The organism is Rhizobium sp. 01T437 (genome assembly GCF_056398505.1).
This window is the reverse complement of record NZ_JBFTPM010000002.1, coordinates 25,131-39,871: the sequence shown is the minus strand read 5'-3', so window position 1 is coordinate 39,871 and position 14,741 is coordinate 25,131. Positions and strand designations below refer to the sequence as shown.

Genomic DNA, 14,741 nt, shown 5'->3' with positions numbered 1-14,741 from the left:
TATTGTGGAAGGATGAGCACATGGACAGATCGGTGACGGCCTCTGCTGCAGCCGGCAGCTTTGCCGGGAGACATCTAAGATGACCAGGCTGGCGGTATTTCTTCTGGCTTTCCTCGTCGCGACCTCGGCGGCGGCGCAATCCGCGCCACCACCGCCTCAGCAGAAGATCGACCAACTGATAGGCCTGCTGCAGGACCCCGAGATCCAAACCTGGCTGGAAAGTCGGAAGAAGGAGCAGGACACAACAGCCGCAGCCGCCCAGCCATCAGGCTTTGCGACCTGGGAAGCGCGGGTGCGCGCACGCATCGATGGTATTCTTGCGGCCGTTCCGCGCATCCCCTCTGAAATGTCCGAAGGCGCCGCTCGTGCTCGCCAGGACGCCGTCTCACACGGCTATGCGCCGATCTTCCTGATTTTTGCCGGCTTGGTCGCAATAGGCGCGGCCGCCGAATGGCTCTTCAGGCGCGCGCGCCCCGCATCGATCGGCCCGGTCGCCCGTCTTCTTCCAGTCGCGGTCTTTAGCGTGGTTGTGGCGATCATATTCTTCGCCGTCGAATGGCCGCCGCTCGCCCGGCTGGTCCTCCTCGCCTATCTGGTCGCCTTCATCGTCTACCGCATCGGCGCTGTCCTGATTGGCCTCGTGGAAAGCAATCGCCCCGGACTTGTTATCCGCGCCCGAATCTTTCTCGGCATCACACTGTTTGCGGTAGCAACCTCAACACTCGGAGCACCACTTGGCGTTGATCCCGCCGTCACCGAAGCGATCTCCTACTGCTTCTCGATTCTTCTACTGGCGCTGGCGATTGAAACGGTCTGGTCGGCTCTCATCCATCCCCTCGTCATAAAGGCTGGGCTGACCGCCTTTCTTACCCTCCTATGGGCACTCTGGTGTCTGGATCTGCAAGGTCTTTTCTGGATCGGCGTCTATGTCCTTGTCCTGCCGGATCTGTTGCGCGCCACGGGCAGGGCAGCGGCAACACTCACTTCTGCGCCGCCTGAGAGTCCTAAAAGTATATTGCTCGTGCGCGGCAGTCGGGCAATCGTCATCGCGCTCGCTGCTGGATGGCTTGCCCTCGTCTGGCGCTTCAGCCCGGATTCCCTCGCAAACCAGAACGCGACGATAGCCGCCGTGCTCTATGGATTGCTGAAAGGCGTCATCGTGCTGCTGATTGCCGATCTTCTCTGGCAACTTGCCAAGGGCTGGATCGATCGCACCATTACAACCTCTACGGACGCGACCGGCCTCGCCCCTGCCGAAGTGGCAAAACGCGCGAGATTCCGCACGCTTTTGCCGATCTTCCGCAATGCGCTTGCCGTCATGGTGGCAGTCATGGCCGGCCTGATCATTCTCTCCCAGCTCGGCGTTGAGATCGGACCGCTGATCGCCGGCGCGGGCATCTTCGGCGTGGCGATCGGATTCGGCTCGCAGACTCTCGTCAAGGACGTCATCAGCGGCGTTTTCTACATGCTCGACGATGCCTTCCGCGTCGGCGAATATATTCAGGCGAAAAACTACAAGGGAACGGTGGAAGGCTTCAGCCTGCGCTCGGTGCGGCTGCGCCATCACCGCGGCCCAGTCTTCACCGTGCCCTTCGGAGAGCTCGGCGCGGTGGAGAACATGAGCCGCGACTGGGTGATCGACAAGTTCCGCATCTCGGTCGCCTACAACACCGACATCAACAAGGCCCGCAAGATCACCAAGACGATCGGTGCGGAACTGAAGGCCGACGAAGAGGTTGGTCCCCTCTTCATCGAGCCGCTCAAGATGAAGGGCGTCGAGGAATTCGGCGACTACGGCATCGTCCTGAGTTTCGCCATGACGACCGTGCCCGGCATGCAGACCTATATTCGCCGCAAGGCCTACGCCATGATCCGGGAAGCCTTCCAGAGCAACGGCATCGAATTCGCCCAGCCCATGGTTCAGGTCGGCGGCGACGACAAGAACGGCGCGGCCGCCGCCGCAACAGCCACGCTCCGCGCTGCCCAGCAGGCGAAGGCGGCCGGCGCGGAGGGCTGACATATTATCGTAGCGGCAGCGACCGTCTTAATCGGCCCCGACGAGGTAACGCGTCAGCGCCGCCGCCGACATTTCGCGCGCAAGGCTCGCGGCCTGACCGGCCCACATATTGCTGAAATCCGACCTACCATCCTTCTCGGTCACCGCTCTCAGCGGCGCAAGCGCTCCGCCGGCGGTCGGGAAGGCCGGTGCAGCCTTCGCAAGCGGTCCGATCTCCCGCATGATACGATTGACGATCCCCCGTGCCGGACGGCCGGTGAAGACATTGGTGACGGCCGTATTGTCGTCCCGCGCCGATTTGAGCGCCTCGCGATGAAACGCGGTAATCTTTGCCTCCGGCGTTAAAAGATAAGCCGTGCCGACCTGAACGGCCGATGCGCCGAGCGCGAAGGCTGCCCGAACGCCCCGCCGATCGCTGATGCCGCCTGCTGCAATGACGGGCACCGAAACGGCATCGGCAACCTGCGGTACCAGCGCCATTGTGCCGACCTGCGTTGCCATGTCATCGCTCAGGAAATTGCCGCGATGCCCACCGGCTTCGAACCCCATCGCAATGACAGCATCGACGCGATGCTTAGCGAGCCAGCGCGCTTCCGCAACCGTTGTTGCCGAGGCGATGATCTTCGCGCCGGTGCGACGCACACGCTCCAGGAGATCCGGGCCTGGCAAGCCGAAATGGAAGCTCACGACCTCAGGCCGGTAGCTTTCGACAAGGGCGCAATAATTGTCATCGAAGGGCGCTCTTCCTGCCGCCGGAACCGGCGCGGCGGGATCCAGCCCCAGCTCAACATAATAGGGTGCGAGAGCGGTACGCCACGCCATCTGTGCAATGGGATCGGCGGCAGGATTAGTGTGCGCGAAGAAATTCACATTGATCGGCTTTGATGTCGCCGAGCGTATCTGGTCGAGGGCCGCTCTCGTCTGCTCGATTGTCAACAGGGCTGCGGGAAGCGAGCCGAGGCCGCCGGCTTCGCTTGTCGCAATCACCATCTCGGGTGTGGTCGCGCCTGCCATTGGCGCCTGAATGATGGGGAGCTCGACCCCGAAGAGGTCGATGATGCGATTGTCCTGCCAGCTGCCCATTACACGATACTCCATGCATTGCGCGTGATCATAAAGCGAATGGCGGCCTTGCGGGGCGCCACGACACTATTTCTGCTTTGCTGCCTTTTCCGCAAGCTGTTTGCGATATTCAGGAACGAGCAGACCACCGACACCCCAGTTTTCCATCTCGATTTCGTCGATGACGACAAAGGTGCTGTCGTGCGGCTTGCCGAGGATATCGAAGAGCAGATCGCTAACGCCTTTGATCAGGGCTGCTTTCTGCTCCGGCGTGGTGCTGGTCGCACCCGGAGCCGTGCCTTCACGCGTCACTTTGATATTCACATAAGGCATTATCGTTCTCCTTGAAGGACGGGCGCTATGGAGCGCTCCGTCCGTTGCCTATTCTCTCGGCTTACCAGCGACCGGCGTGCTGGCCGCCATCGACATTCAGCGTCTCGCCGGTGACGAAGCCGGCACGCTCCAGATAGAGCACGGCGTCGACGACTTCGCTCACCTCACCCAAGCGGCCGACCGGATGCAGGGCGCTGAGGAAAGCGTGCGTTTCCGGCGCATGCATCGGCGTCCTGATGATACCAGGCGCCACCGCATTCACGCGAATGCCGCTCTTGGCATATTCGATGGCAAGCCCACGGGTGACGGCATCGAGACCGCCCTTGGTCAGCGTTGCCAGACCCGAGGGAACATCGGCGATGGGCTGATCCACAAGGGCCGTCGTGATCTGAACGATGTGACCATGGCCCTGCTTCAGCATCTGGGCAATGGCAAACTGCGTGATGTGGAAGAAGCCGGCGACGTTGACGTTGATGACGTTGTTGAAGTCTTCCACCGTGTAATCGGTAAACGGCTTGCCGATGAAGATACCGGCATTGTTGATCAGCGTATCGACGCGACCGAAACGCTCGATGGCCGTCTTGACCACCTGTTCGGCCACGCCACGCTCGCCGATGCCGCCGGGTACTGCGACAATGCCTGCATCGGACGACGGCTGGATGTTGCGGGAGTTGGCAACGACGACATAGCCTTCCTTGCGATAGGCTTCGACGATGCCTGCGCCGATACCCTGCGAGGCACCGGTAACGATAGCGACTTTCTGTTCATTGCTCATGGTATGTCTCCTTGGAAGATGGCGCTTTGCGCCATGTTTGAGAGGTGATCAGACCGTCAGGTCGACGGCGAGCGGCTTGCCTTTTTCGAAGAGTTTCAGGCGATCTTTGAGGTTGAAGACCGAGAACGTGTGTGCGAGCTGGTCCTGAGTTTCGCGGAAGTGCACCCAGCCTTCGTTATGCGCGGATACGAGGAGGGCGTTCGGGAAGGCGTGCGCCGCCTCCAGAGCGTCTTCGCTGCCCATCGTCACGTGGAAGCGGCCACGGGGCTCAGCAGCGCCCGTAAACAACAGCACGACCTTGGGAGAAAACAGCCGCGCAACCTCGGCCGTACCCTCGTACCAGACCGTGTCACCGGTCACGTAGAGAAGGTCACCTGGCTTTTCGCGGCCGAGAGCAAAACCGACGACATCACCGGAAATCGGCTCGATGCCGACGGGGCCGTGGCGGGCGGGTGTTGCGGTGACCAGCAGCGTCTCGCCGCCTGCGCCTTCCAGCGTGACGGTTTCGAACGGTGCAAGGCCCAGCGCATTGCCGCCCAGCCGCTCCGCTCCAGCCTTCGTCGTGAAGGTGGTGCCGACGTCAGGGAGCATTGCCCGGCCGGCATTGTCGAGATTGTCGAAGTGCTGATCGTGGCTCAAAAGAACCGCATCCAGCCGACCAATCTCTTCGACCGACAAGGCAGGGCCGGAGGTCTTTTCGAAACGGACTGGCGTTTCCTTGTAGAGGCCCGGCGGGTCGAAGGTCGGATCGGTGAGAAGCCGGAGCGTGCCGTATTCGATCAGCACGGTTGGCCCGCCGATAAGCGTGAGATTGAGATTGGAAGAGGTCATGTCGGCAACCTTTCTGTTTCGAGGTCACGTTTCATATAGTCGCGTTGCCCTCTGCGAAAAATTCGCTATTCTTTGCCAATGGCTGATAAAAAACGCACAGAGCCAGATTGGCAGGACATCAGGGTTTTTCTCGCACTCGGACGGCACGGCAGCCTTTCAGCCGCGGCCCGCACATTGCGCGTCAACCACGCAACGATTGCCCGCCGGCTTCATTCACTGGAGGAAACGCTCGGCGAAAAGCTGGTCGAGCGCCGCCCCGACGGCTATGTGCTCACGCCCGCCGGAACCCGCGCACTCACCGCAGCAAGCGATATGGAAGCCTCCGTCCAGACGCTCGGACGGGGCTGGAAGGATGACACGCCGAAAGGCCTGGTGCGCATCAACGCTTCGCCCGCACTCTCGCAGGGCTTCCTGATCCCCCGTCTGGCGGAAATCACCAAACAATATCCGGGCCTCGACATCGACCTTGCGACTGACCTGCGCACCATAAGCCTTGAACGCCACGAGGCCGACATCGCCATACGCCTGGCAAAACCGCAGGACGGCGATCTCATTGCCAAGCAGCTCGCGACGATCGGATACGGATTTTACGGGACGCAGGAGGTTTGCCGGCAGGTCGAAAACGGCGCGGAACCCGTCTTCGTCGGATTTGACGAGGTGAACGGCTATGTGCCCGAGGCGATCTGGCTGGCCCGCCACTTCTCGCACGCGCGTGTGTCTTTCCGCGCCAACAATCAGGTTTCCCAGGCGATGGCTGCCAAGTCAGGCGCAGGTCTGGCGCTCCTGCCGCATTACATCGGTCGCACGGAAAAAAGCCTCTATGCTTGCTCGCTCGAACTCGTCCCGCCGCCGCGGGAAGCCTGGCTTCTCACCCGACGCCAGCAGCGCAAGGATCTGCCGATCCGGACCGTCGCCGAATACATCACCAAGATCTTCGCGACGGAACGAGCTTTATTCGAGGAATGAGGCCTCGAGTCCGCATCCCGGAGCCGAGCTTCCTCAGAAGGACAGGTCGAGCACGCGTCCTTCGAACAGACGATCGCGTGAACCCTCCAGGTGAGCGCGCATCAGGTCACGGGCATTCTCCGCCCTGCCCTCGGCGATCGCCTTGTAGATTTCGTTGTGCTCCTGGTACACCTGCTCCAGGCCCGGCCGTGGGCCGAGCAGTGAAAGCCCGTGCAGATGCATGCCGACGGCGATATGCGCTTTCAGCGCATCCATGGAGGCGGTGTAATAGTGATTGTTGGCCGCCTCGGTGACGGCACGGTGGAAGACGAAGTCGGCATCCACCCGGTGTAGCTGATGACTTGTCGCTTCACGCAGATCCGCAAGGGCTGCGGCAATCTTCTGGATCGCGGCATCGTCGCGGCGCTTGGCGGCGAAATAGGCGGCAGCCGGCTCGATCGTCAGGCGGAATTCGTAGCAGCGCTGGATATCGGCAATCGTCTTGACCGGCGAATAGGCAAGCTGCGCCGTCGGCGAGCCATGCGCGCTGACGAAGGTGCCAGCCCCCTGCCTTGCATAGACAATCCCCTGCTCTCTGAGACGCGCCAGCGCATCGCGCACGATGGGGCGCGAGACGCCGAGCAGAGAGGCAAGTTCATGTTCACCCGGAAGGCGTGAATCCGGCGGATAGTTGCCGGCGCGGATACGCTCCATCAACTGATCGAAGACACGGTCGACCAGCTTCATAGCCTTGCCGCGCTCCGGTCGAGCTGCAGGCGCTGCCTCCGGCTTCACCGATCCGCCATTCGCTTCATCCACTCTCATTCTCCCCGATGGCATCCGTTAAGCCGCCTGATTCCGAACGATCAGTCTTAGCAAACTATCGGAATTGCCGAAGCCCCCCGACTTGACGGCACATCGGAATTGCCGCCCATTGACACCGGTAACGTCAAACCACGGAATGCCGGCCTCGATTTCCCCCTTCGGCAACAGAACCGAAACGCCCAGTTCACGGAAAACGGCAAGCGCGGTATCGCCGCCGCCCACCATGATCATGTCGGGATGAGTATCATCTATCACCGATTTCACGCCCTGCGCAAAGCGAGTGGCAACGAGTGTGGCATCGCTCTTCATCTCGCCCGTGCAGCGCACCAGCGCCGGCAGCGCCAGACCCTCGCCACTTTCAATCGCGCCCATCGGCGCATCGACAACGATGCGCAGCGCACCGGAAGCTTCCAGACGATCCATCTGCCCGGAAGTGATCGGATCCCGCGAGCCGAAGGCAAAGAGTGTTTTTCGCGTCGCAAGAAATTCCGGCATCAGCCGCGCGGCTCCGCCGAGCCGGCGCGCCAGCGCGGAACCCAGACCACGTGCACCGACGGCAAGGGTGGAAAGCCAGTCGTTCTCCGCGACGACAATATCGAGATCGGCATCGTCTTCGGCATCGGCAACCATCACGTCGCGGCCAAATCCGGCAAAGAGGGCGGCTATCGGCAAGGGATGCTCCACACCGCGCCCGACCACGCAACCACGATAGGTGATCCGCTCCTGATCGGGAATGGCGGGCGCCATAAGGATAGTCTTGAGACCCAGCACATCGGCGAGCGCAATGCTTTCGGCTGCGACATTGCCCTTCAGCCGCGAGTCGATCTTCTTCATGAAGATGGCCGACCCGGCAGCGCGCAAGGTCTCAGCAACAACCCGCACGCGCGCGGCCGCTTCCACTTCCGGCAGCCCGCGCGAAGCAGTATTGACGACAACGACTTCGGCGCCGGTTTCCAGCGCCTTGCCAGCCGCCTCCACATCGATCGCCACAGCGACTGACAACCCGGCCTCCACGAAGGGTGTCCCCGTATCGAGAGAGCCGGTCAGGTCGTCGGCAATGATGGCGACTTTCAGCGTCATGAAGTCTGCCCCGGATTGACGGCATGGCAGGCAACGAGATGGCCGGGCTTTGCTTCCTTCCATTCCGGAATGACCTTGCTGCAAACCTCCATAGCGATCGGGCAGCGCGTATGGAAACGACAGCCTGTCGGCGGGTTCAGCGGGCTCGGCACGTCGCCCTGCAGGATCTGGCGCTTGCGCGTGCGCTCAAGCTCCGGATCGGTCTCGGGAACAGCTGAAAGCAGCGCCTTCGTATAGGGGTGCAGCGGATTGTCGAAGAGCTCTTCGCGCGTTGCAAGCTCGGCCAGACGACCGAGATACATGACGCCGACGCGCGTGCTGATATGGCGCACGACGGCCAGGTCATGGGCGATGAAAAGATAGGTCAGACCGTATTTTTCCTGCAGGTCAAGCAGCAGGTTGATGATCTGCGCCTGGATCGACACGTCGAGCGCCGAGATCGCCTCGTCGCAGACGATGAACTTCGGCTGGCAGGCAAGCGCACGCGCAATGACGACGCGCTGGCGCTGGCCGCCGGAAAGCTCGTGCGGGTAACGCTGTGCAAAACGCGTCGGTAGGCCGACATCGGTGAGCAGTGCCGCAACCTTCTCCTTGAGCTGCGCCTTGGTCGCAAGCTTGTGGAAGAGGATCGGCTCGCCGATCGCCTCGCCGACCGTCATGCGCGGGTTCAGCGTCGAATAGGGATCCTGGAAGACGATCTGCAGGTCGCGGCGGAAGGGCCGCATCTGCTTTTCATCGAGCGTCGCAAGATCCTGGCCCTTGTAGACCACCTTGCCGCTGGTCGCCTTGTAGAGATTGAGGATGGTGAAGCCGGTCGTCGACTTGCCGCAGCCGGATTCACCGACGAGGCTCAACGTCTCGCCTTCCATGATCTCGAGATTGATATTGTCGAGCGCATAGACAGTCGCCGAGCGTTCCCCGAAAGCGCCTAGCTTAACATGGAAATGCTTGACGAGGTTTTCGACCTTTAGCAGCGGTTGAGCACCCATCACGCAGCCTCCTGCATTCTCTGGACGACGAAACAAGCGGCGCGATGCGCGCTATTGCCGGAAATAGGCTCGAGCCGCGGCACTCGCTCGTGGCAGACGGCTTCGGCCAGCGGGCAGCGTGGCGCAAAGGGGCAGCCCTTCGGCCGGCGACCGGGCTCCGGCGGCGTGCCGCCGATCGAGGACAGGCGGCTTGCCGGCGCATCCGAAAGCTTCGGGATCGAGGACAAGAGGCCACGCGTGTAGGGATGGCTGGGACGAGCATAGAGCTCGTCCACTGGCGCATCTTCCACGACCGTGCCGGCATAGAGCACGGCGACGCGATCGACGAGACCCGCAATCAGCGCGAGGTCGTGGGTGATCCAGACAACAGACATGCCGAGCTTGGCGCGCAGATCCTTCACCAGATCGACGATCTGGGCCTGGATCGTCACGTCGAGCGCGGTCGTCGGCTCGTCGGCAATCAAAAGCTTCGGATTGCATGCAAGGCCGATCGCGATCATCACGCGCTGGCGCATGCCGCCGGACAGCTCGTGCGGATAGGCCATCAGCCGCTCTTCCGGTCCCGGGATGCCGACGAGGCGCAAAAGCTCGACGGCGCGAGCCCGTGCTTCTTTCTTCGACATCCTGCGGTGATAGATCAGCGGCTCGCAGATCTGGTCGCCGATGCGCATGACCGGATTGAGCGAGGTCATCGGATCCTGGAAGACAAAGCCGACATCGCCGCCGCGCACCTTGCGCAGCTCGCCGTTCGACATCTTCTGCAGGTCGCGGCCGTCAAACGTCGCCGTGCCCTTCGTCACCTTGATCTTGTTTGGCAGGAGCCGCATCAGGCTCAGCATCGTCAGGCTCTTGCCGCAGCCGGATTCACCGACGACGCCGAGCGTCTCGCCCTTGTTGACGTAGAGGTCGATGCCATCGACGACGACGGCGGGGCCCCGGCGCGTATCGATCTCGATGGTGAGATCCTTCACGTCCAGCAGGCGTTCACCGGTGGTTGCGTTCATCACTTGCTGCCCCGCGGATTGAGTGCGTCGTTGAGGCCGTCGCCGAGGAAGCTGAAGGCTACCGAGGCAAGACCGAGCACGGCCGCCGGAGCGGCGAGGAGATGCGGATAATGCTGCCAGACGCGCAGACCGTCCGAGATCATGTTGCCCCAGCTGGGGGTCGGCGGATTGACACCGACGCCGAGGAAGCTGAAGGCGCTTTCCAGCACCATCGCGGTGCCGAGACCGGCGCTGACGGAAACGATCAGCGGACCAAGCGCATTCGGCACGATATAGCGCGTGATGACGATCCAGTTGGAAAGGCCGAGCGCCTGTGCCGCCATGACATAGGGACGATTGCGGATCGACAGAACCTGGGCGCGGACAAGGCGCGCATAGGGCGGCCAGGAGATCAGCGCCATCGAGCCGAAGACGAGAAGAAAATCCACCCAGACAGTCTGGCGATAGAAGGGATTGAGGGTCGCGAGATACTGCGCCTCCATCCATTTGGTAATCGGCGTCTTCAGCGATGCATTGATGACGACGACGAGCAGCAGGTTCGGCACCGACATCGTCACATCGGTCAGCCACATGATGGCCCGGTCGTAGGGATTGCCGAAGAAGCCAGCGACGGCGCCGAGCAGAAGCCCGATCATCACCGCAATGACCGTGACGATGACGGAAACGAGGAAGGCCGTGCGCGTACCGAATACGATGCGGCTGAAGACATCTCGGCCGAGATCATCAGTTCCGAAGAAGTGCGCCAGCGACGGCGCCGCATTGCGCGAGGCCAGATCCTGGCTGAGATAGTCGTAGGGTGTCAGATACGGCCCGAAGATTGCCGTGAAGGCAAGGATCACAATCACGATCAGGCCGAAGATCGCAAGCTTGTTGCGCTTCAGGCGATGCCAGGCGTCGCGCCACAGGTTGACCGGCGGCTCTTCGGCCGTGTCGATTGTCGAAAGAGGAATAGCGGACATGATCAGCGGCTCCTTCTGGAATCGTTGGCTCGCGGATCGAGCAGCGGATAGAGCACATCGACCAGCAGGTTCGACACCATGACCAGGAAGGATCCGATCAGGGTAATCGCTAGAATGACGGGATAGTCGGAATTGGTGAGCGCCTGCACGGTCAACCGGCCAAGGCCCGGCAGGCCGAAGACGAGCTCGACGAAGATGGCGCCGTTGACGATGGTGATCATGATCAGGCCGAGCTGTGTCACGACAGGCGTCAGGACCGGACGCAGGATATGCTTCAGCGCAACCACGATTTCCGGCACGCCCTTGGCACGCGCTGTGCGGACGAAATCTTCTGACAGCACCTCGATGACGGCGGCGCGCGTCTGACGCACGATCAGCGCGATCGGCTGGAAGGAGAGCACGATGAGCGGCAGGATGATGCGCACGTCGAAGATGCCGCCCCAGCCATAGGGCACCTTGATCATCGGCAGGAGCACGATCAGCGCCACCATCAAGAGTGGGCCGGCGACATAGGCCGGGATCGCCCAGAGGAACAGCGCCGTGCCGAGGATCGTGTAATCGACGCGGTTGTTCTGGTTCAGCGCGGCGATCATTCCGAGCGGGATCGCGACAACGGCCGTCAGGATGATGGAACAGAGCGCGAGCTGGAAGGAAACGGGGGCTGCCGCCGAGACCATGGCCCAGACGGAGCGGCCCGACGTCAGCGAATTGCCGAACTGACCGTGCAGCAGGTTCCAGACGTAAAGGCCGAACTGCTCGATGAAGGGCTTGTTGAGACCAGCGCTTTCGCGGATCGCCTCGATACGCTGGGGATTATAGGCGACGTCGCCGGGCGCACGAAGGAAGATCAGCTTGATCGGATCGCCGGCACCGTAGAAAGCCATCGCGTAAACGGCCATCATCACGACCAGGACGGACGGAATCCAGATGGCAAACCGCGTGAACACATAGCGTAGCAACGCCACCTCCCATTCTTGCCCGGCGCATTCCCGCGGGAGGCCGCAGCCGCCGGTTCTTCTTGAAATATAGCGCGAAGGCCTTTCGGCCCTCGCGCCGCTGCTTCGGCCGCATCATGCGGCCCTGCTATCGGCTTCAGCCGATCGAAACGTCCCAGGGAGCCACGACCTGCCAGTCGAGGTTCTTTTCCATGGCCTTGACGTCCTTGGTGGCCCAGCGCGACATCGCCTGAGAGTACCACGGAAGGAAGGCCCAGTCGTCGCGGAAGGCCTTCTGGGCCTCCTGCGCGAGCTTCACGCGATCCGGATCGTCGGCAGCCTTGGTTGCAGCCTCTGCCAGCAGGCTATCCACCTTGTCGTTCTTGTATCCGCCGAGCTTGTTCTGGGCGTTGGACGAGGCGGAGGCGATCGAGCCGGCGAGATAGGAGACGGCATCGGGAACACGCGTGCCGACGTCATCGCGGAAAATCTGCACCGCGTTCTGGTCCGGACCGGCATAGGCGTCCTGCTGCGGCTTCATATCGACGGCGGTGATGCCGAGGTTCTGGCGCCACTGCTCGGCGATGAACTGCGCAGCCGCCTGGATCGCCGGGCCGGAAATGCCGACGAACATCAGCTTCGGAAGACGCTCCGGACCGCCATAGCTCGATTCAGCGAGCAGCTTCTTGGCCGCTGCCGGATCGTACGGATAGGGCTCGAAGCCGGAATTGTCTGCACCCGGAACCGAGTTCAGGATCTGGTCGGCCTTCTTGTGCGGACCATCCGGATAGGACGCCTTGAACAGGCCGTCGCGATCGACCGCCATGATCAGCGCCTGACGCACCTTCGGGTCATCCATCGGCGCGCGCGACGTGTTGAACCAGAAGTGCTGGCTGGTCGGGATGAGCGGACCAGCAGAGAATTCCGGACCGAGATCCTGGATGATCGTCGAGGTGACGAGCTCGGTGTGAGCATTGTATTCGCCGGACTTGATCAGCGAGGTCGCAGTCACGTTGTCTTCGATCGAGCTGATCTCGATGCGGGCGAGCTTCGGCTTCGGTCCGAAGAACTTTTCGTTCGGCTCGAAGGTCAGCGTGCCGGCGTCGATATCAAGGGCCGTCAGCTTGAAGGGACCGGAATAGACGGCGCTGCTATCAGGCTTGTACCAATCGGCCACTTCCTCACCATCGCTGCCGCGCGACTGGGCGGCCTTGGTGATCGGGACGATGTGGTTAGCGAGGCGCATGAAGAAGATCGCATCGGCTTCCGTCAGCGTGCAGACAACCGTCGATTCATCGGGCGTTGTTACGCCGGTCAGCTCCTTGGCCGAGCCGGCAGAGATTTCCTTGTAGCCCTGCACCTTGCTCAGAACCTGATCAACGCGCTGGTTCTTGGTATTGGGCATGGAAGAAACTTCCCAGGAGCCCTTGATATCGGCCGCGGTGATCTTGCTGCCATCAGAGAAGACTGCCTTCGGGTCGATCTTGAACGTCCAGACCTTCTTGTCCGGCGAGTCCCAGCTGGTGAAGACGTAAGGCTGGATCTTGCCCTCGGCGTCGAAATACATCGGCGACGCCCACCAGAAGGAATTCCAGCGGAAGGTTCTGCCGCCGCCGCGCAGCGGCGACCAGTCCTGGTCGAAGGCCGGATTGATGGCCTTCAAGACCTGTCCGTCCTGCGCCATGACGATGCGCGCGCTCGCACCGAAGAGCGAGAAGCCGACACCGGCCGCAAGCCCGAGCTTCAGCGCTTCACGACGGGAAATCTGCGAAAAGTTTTGGTCACTACCAATTGTCATTTGCTCCTCCGTGGCAAATAGCGCGCCTTTCGAAAGACCTCCCCGAAGCTGCGCGATATGGCGCTGACATTTGCGCGATAATGTAAATCTGTCAATGTAAAATAAGGAACGAAAGATTAAAAACGAGGATCTCAATTATTTAATGATAAAAATCAATATCTTGAAAATGCGCATACGAAGTTTTCAAATTTGTAAGATTGACAACTACGCCGCATTGAGATGAATACGACAGCGTAGGAACGTGCCGGGAAGGCCCGGTCTGACGAGGAGGATACTTTGAGCAATCACAAGATTACAGGCGTCTATAGCGCCGCCACCACCCCTCTCAATACCGATGGCAGCCCGGATCTCGGCCTTTTCACCGAACATTGCCAGCGGCTGATCGAAGAAGGCTGCCACGGCGTGGCACTGCTCGGGACGACGGGCGAGGCCAACTCCTTCTCTTCTCCCGAACGCCACATGATCCTCGAAGCGGCTCTGAAGGCTGGCATTCCAGCCGACAAGCTGCTGCCAGGCACCGGCGTCGTCGCCATTCCCGAGACGGTCGAACTGACGAAGCATGCGCTTTCGCTTGGCGTTACCAAGGTGGTCATGCTGCCGCCCTTCTATTACAAGGGCGCCTCCGATGAGGGGCTATTCGCTGCCTATGCGCAGATCCTGGAGAAGATCGGCGATACCAGACTGCAGGTGATCCTCTATCATATCCCACAGGTCTCAGGCGTTCCGCTCCCCATTCCGCTGATCAGCCGCCTGGTTGAAGCCTTCCCGGAAACGGTCGTCGGCATTAAGGAATCTGCGGGCGATTTCAACAACATGCAGGCGATCATCATAGCCTGCCCTGGCTTCTCGGTACTCTGTGGTGCCGACCCGCTGCTGTTGCCGCTCCTCAAGGCCGGCGGCGCCGGTTGCATTACCGCGACCTCGAACCTCGTCGCAAATTCGCTGCGCACGGTCTACGACCATGTCCACGACGAGACGAAGAGTGCAGAGGTCGAGGCTGCGCAGGCGCGCATCAATGCCTTCCGCACCCTGTCGAACTCCTATGTCCAGATCCCGACGATCAAGGCCATGGTCGGCCTGAAGACCGGCAATGCCGGCTGGCGGCGCACGCGCGCGCCGCTGGTGCCGCTCAATGATGCCGAATATGCGGCACTCGCCGAAGGCTACGCAAAGCTGCCGTAAAGGAGG

Annotated in this window: 14 protein-coding genes; 3 read left to right on the top strand and 11 right to left on the bottom strand. The window is 61.5% G+C overall.

Annotated features, from left to right (window positions below; all coding sequences use genetic code 11):
• The first annotated feature begins 79 nt into the window (after positions 1 to 79).
• The gene (locus tag AC1DM5_RS03630; RefSeq protein ID WP_477821123.1) at positions 80 to 2,017 is read left to right on the top strand and encodes a mechanosensitive ion channel domain-containing protein; all 1,938 of its coding nucleotides are present in this window, start codon (positions 80 to 82) and stop codon (positions 2,015 to 2,017) included.
• A gap of 27 nt (positions 2,018 to 2,044) precedes the next feature.
• Here the strand turns inward: AC1DM5_RS03630 and AC1DM5_RS03625 are convergent, their stop codons facing one another.
• From AC1DM5_RS03625 to AC1DM5_RS03610, 4 genes are all read right to left on the bottom strand, one after another.
• Positions 2,045 to 3,100, bottom strand: a complete 1,056-nt coding sequence (locus AC1DM5_RS03625; protein WP_477821124.1) for an NAD(P)H-dependent flavin oxidoreductase — start codon at positions 3,098 to 3,100, stop codon at positions 2,045 to 2,047.
• Positions 3,101 to 3,166: 66 nt separating this feature from the next.
• Complete coding sequence (locus tag AC1DM5_RS03620) at positions 3,167 to 3,412, bottom strand: tautomerase family protein (RefSeq protein WP_477821125.1); 246 nt, start codon at positions 3,410 to 3,412, stop codon at positions 3,167 to 3,169.
• A gap of 61 nt (positions 3,413 to 3,473) precedes the next feature.
• Positions 3,474 to 4,187: an SDR family NAD(P)-dependent oxidoreductase gene (locus AC1DM5_RS03615; RefSeq protein ID WP_477974605.1), complete on the bottom strand. Its 714-nt coding sequence runs from the start codon at positions 4,185 to 4,187 to the stop codon at positions 3,474 to 3,476.
• A gap of 48 nt (positions 4,188 to 4,235) precedes the next feature.
• Positions 4,236 to 5,018 carry an MBL fold metallo-hydrolase gene (locus tag AC1DM5_RS03610; RefSeq protein ID WP_477821126.1) on the bottom strand — a complete coding sequence of 261 codons (783 nt, stop codon included), beginning with the start codon at positions 5,016 to 5,018 and terminating at the stop codon, positions 4,236 to 4,238.
• Between the two features lie 78 nt (positions 5,019 to 5,096).
• Between AC1DM5_RS03610 and AC1DM5_RS03605 the strand changes: the two genes are divergently transcribed.
• The gene (locus tag AC1DM5_RS03605; RefSeq protein WP_310386113.1) at positions 5,097 to 5,984 is read left to right on the top strand and encodes a LysR family transcriptional regulator; all 888 of its coding nucleotides are present in this window, start codon (positions 5,097 to 5,099) and stop codon (positions 5,982 to 5,984) included.
• 33 nt (positions 5,985 to 6,017) lie between these two features.
• On the opposite strand, the gene AC1DM5_RS03600 is transcribed toward AC1DM5_RS03605, so the two are convergent.
• The 7 genes from AC1DM5_RS03600 to AC1DM5_RS03570 all read right to left on the bottom strand — a co-directional run bounded on the left by AC1DM5_RS03600 (position 6,018) and on the right by AC1DM5_RS03570 (position 13,553).
• Positions 6,018 to 6,782, bottom strand: a complete 765-nt coding sequence (locus tag AC1DM5_RS03600; protein WP_477974603.1) for a FadR/GntR family transcriptional regulator — start codon at positions 6,780 to 6,782, stop codon at positions 6,018 to 6,020.
• Between the two features lie 24 nt (positions 6,783 to 6,806).
• Positions 6,807 to 7,868, bottom strand: coding sequence for a four-carbon acid sugar kinase family protein (locus tag AC1DM5_RS03595; protein ID WP_477821128.1), 1,062 nt, complete (start codon positions 7,866 to 7,868; stop codon positions 6,807 to 6,809).
• Complete coding sequence (locus AC1DM5_RS03590) at positions 7,865 to 8,857, bottom strand: ABC transporter ATP-binding protein (protein ID WP_477821129.1); 993 nt, start codon at positions 8,855 to 8,857, stop codon at positions 7,865 to 7,867. Before AC1DM5_RS03590 ends, AC1DM5_RS03595 begins: the two co-directional genes overlap by 4 nt.
• A complete protein-coding gene (locus AC1DM5_RS03585) occupies positions 8,857 to 9,861 on the bottom strand; it encodes an ABC transporter ATP-binding protein (RefSeq protein WP_477821130.1) in 1,005 nt (334 codons plus the stop codon). The genes AC1DM5_RS03590 and AC1DM5_RS03585 overlap by 1 nt, the downstream gene beginning before the upstream one ends.
• Entirely contained in the window at positions 9,861 to 10,820 is a 960-nt protein-coding gene (locus tag AC1DM5_RS03580; protein ID WP_477974601.1) for an ABC transporter permease, read from the bottom strand. The genes AC1DM5_RS03585 and AC1DM5_RS03580 overlap by 1 nt, the downstream gene beginning before the upstream one ends.
• Before the next feature lie 2 nt (positions 10,821 to 10,822).
• Positions 10,823 to 11,779, bottom strand: coding sequence for an ABC transporter permease (locus AC1DM5_RS03575; RefSeq protein WP_477821132.1), 957 nt, complete (start codon positions 11,777 to 11,779; stop codon positions 10,823 to 10,825).
• A 133-nt stretch (positions 11,780 to 11,912) separates the two neighbouring features.
• Positions 11,913 to 13,553 carry an ABC transporter substrate-binding protein gene (locus tag AC1DM5_RS03570; RefSeq protein WP_477821133.1) on the bottom strand — a complete coding sequence of 547 codons (1,641 nt, stop codon included), beginning with the start codon at positions 13,551 to 13,553 and terminating at the stop codon, positions 11,913 to 11,915.
• Between the two features lie 276 nt (positions 13,554 to 13,829).
• On the opposite strand from AC1DM5_RS03570, the gene AC1DM5_RS03565 reads away from it, so the two are divergent.
• Positions 13,830 to 14,735: a dihydrodipicolinate synthase family protein gene (locus AC1DM5_RS03565; RefSeq protein WP_477821134.1), complete on the top strand. Its 906-nt coding sequence runs from the start codon at positions 13,830 to 13,832 to the stop codon at positions 14,733 to 14,735.
• The last annotated feature ends 6 nt before the right edge of the window (positions 14,736 to 14,741 follow it).

Excerpts from the sequence above, each read along its gene's own strand:
- AC1DM5_RS03610 (WP_477821126.1), bottom strand. The coding sequence starts at position 5,018 with ATGACCTCTTCCAATCTCAATCTCACGCTTATCGGCGGGCCAACCGTG.
- AC1DM5_RS03630 (WP_477821123.1), top strand. The coding sequence starts at position 80 with ATGACCAGGCTGGCGGTATTTCTTCTGGCTTTCCTCGTCGCGACCTCG.
- AC1DM5_RS03605 (WP_310386113.1), top strand. The coding sequence starts at position 5,097 with ATGGCTGATAAAAAACGCACAGAGCCAGATTGGCAGGACATCAGGGTT.
- AC1DM5_RS03585 (WP_477821130.1), bottom strand. The coding sequence starts at position 9,861 with ATGAACGCAACCACCGGTGAACGCCTGCTGGACGTGAAGGATCTCACC.
- AC1DM5_RS03625 (WP_477821124.1), bottom strand. The coding sequence starts at position 3,100 with ATGGGCAGCTGGCAGGACAATCGCATCATCGACCTCTTCGGGGTCGAG.
- AC1DM5_RS03580 (WP_477974601.1), bottom strand. The coding sequence starts at position 10,820 with ATGTCCGCTATTCCTCTTTCGACAATCGACACGGCCGAAGAGCCGCCG.
- AC1DM5_RS03615 (WP_477974605.1), bottom strand. The coding sequence starts at position 4,187 with ATGAGCAATGAACAGAAAGTCGCTATCGTTACCGGTGCCTCGCAGGGT.
- AC1DM5_RS03595 (WP_477821128.1), bottom strand. The coding sequence starts at position 7,868 with ATGACGCTGAAAGTCGCCATCATTGCCGACGACCTGACCGGCTCTCTC.
- AC1DM5_RS03590 (WP_477821129.1), bottom strand. The coding sequence starts at position 8,857 with ATGGGTGCTCAACCGCTGCTAAAGGTCGAAAACCTCGTCAAGCATTTC.
- AC1DM5_RS03620 (WP_477821125.1), bottom strand. The coding sequence starts at position 3,412 with ATGCCTTATGTGAATATCAAAGTGACGCGTGAAGGCACGGCTCCGGGT.
- AC1DM5_RS03570 (WP_477821133.1), bottom strand. The coding sequence starts at position 13,553 with ATGACAATTGGTAGTGACCAAAACTTTTCGCAGATTTCCCGTCGTGAA.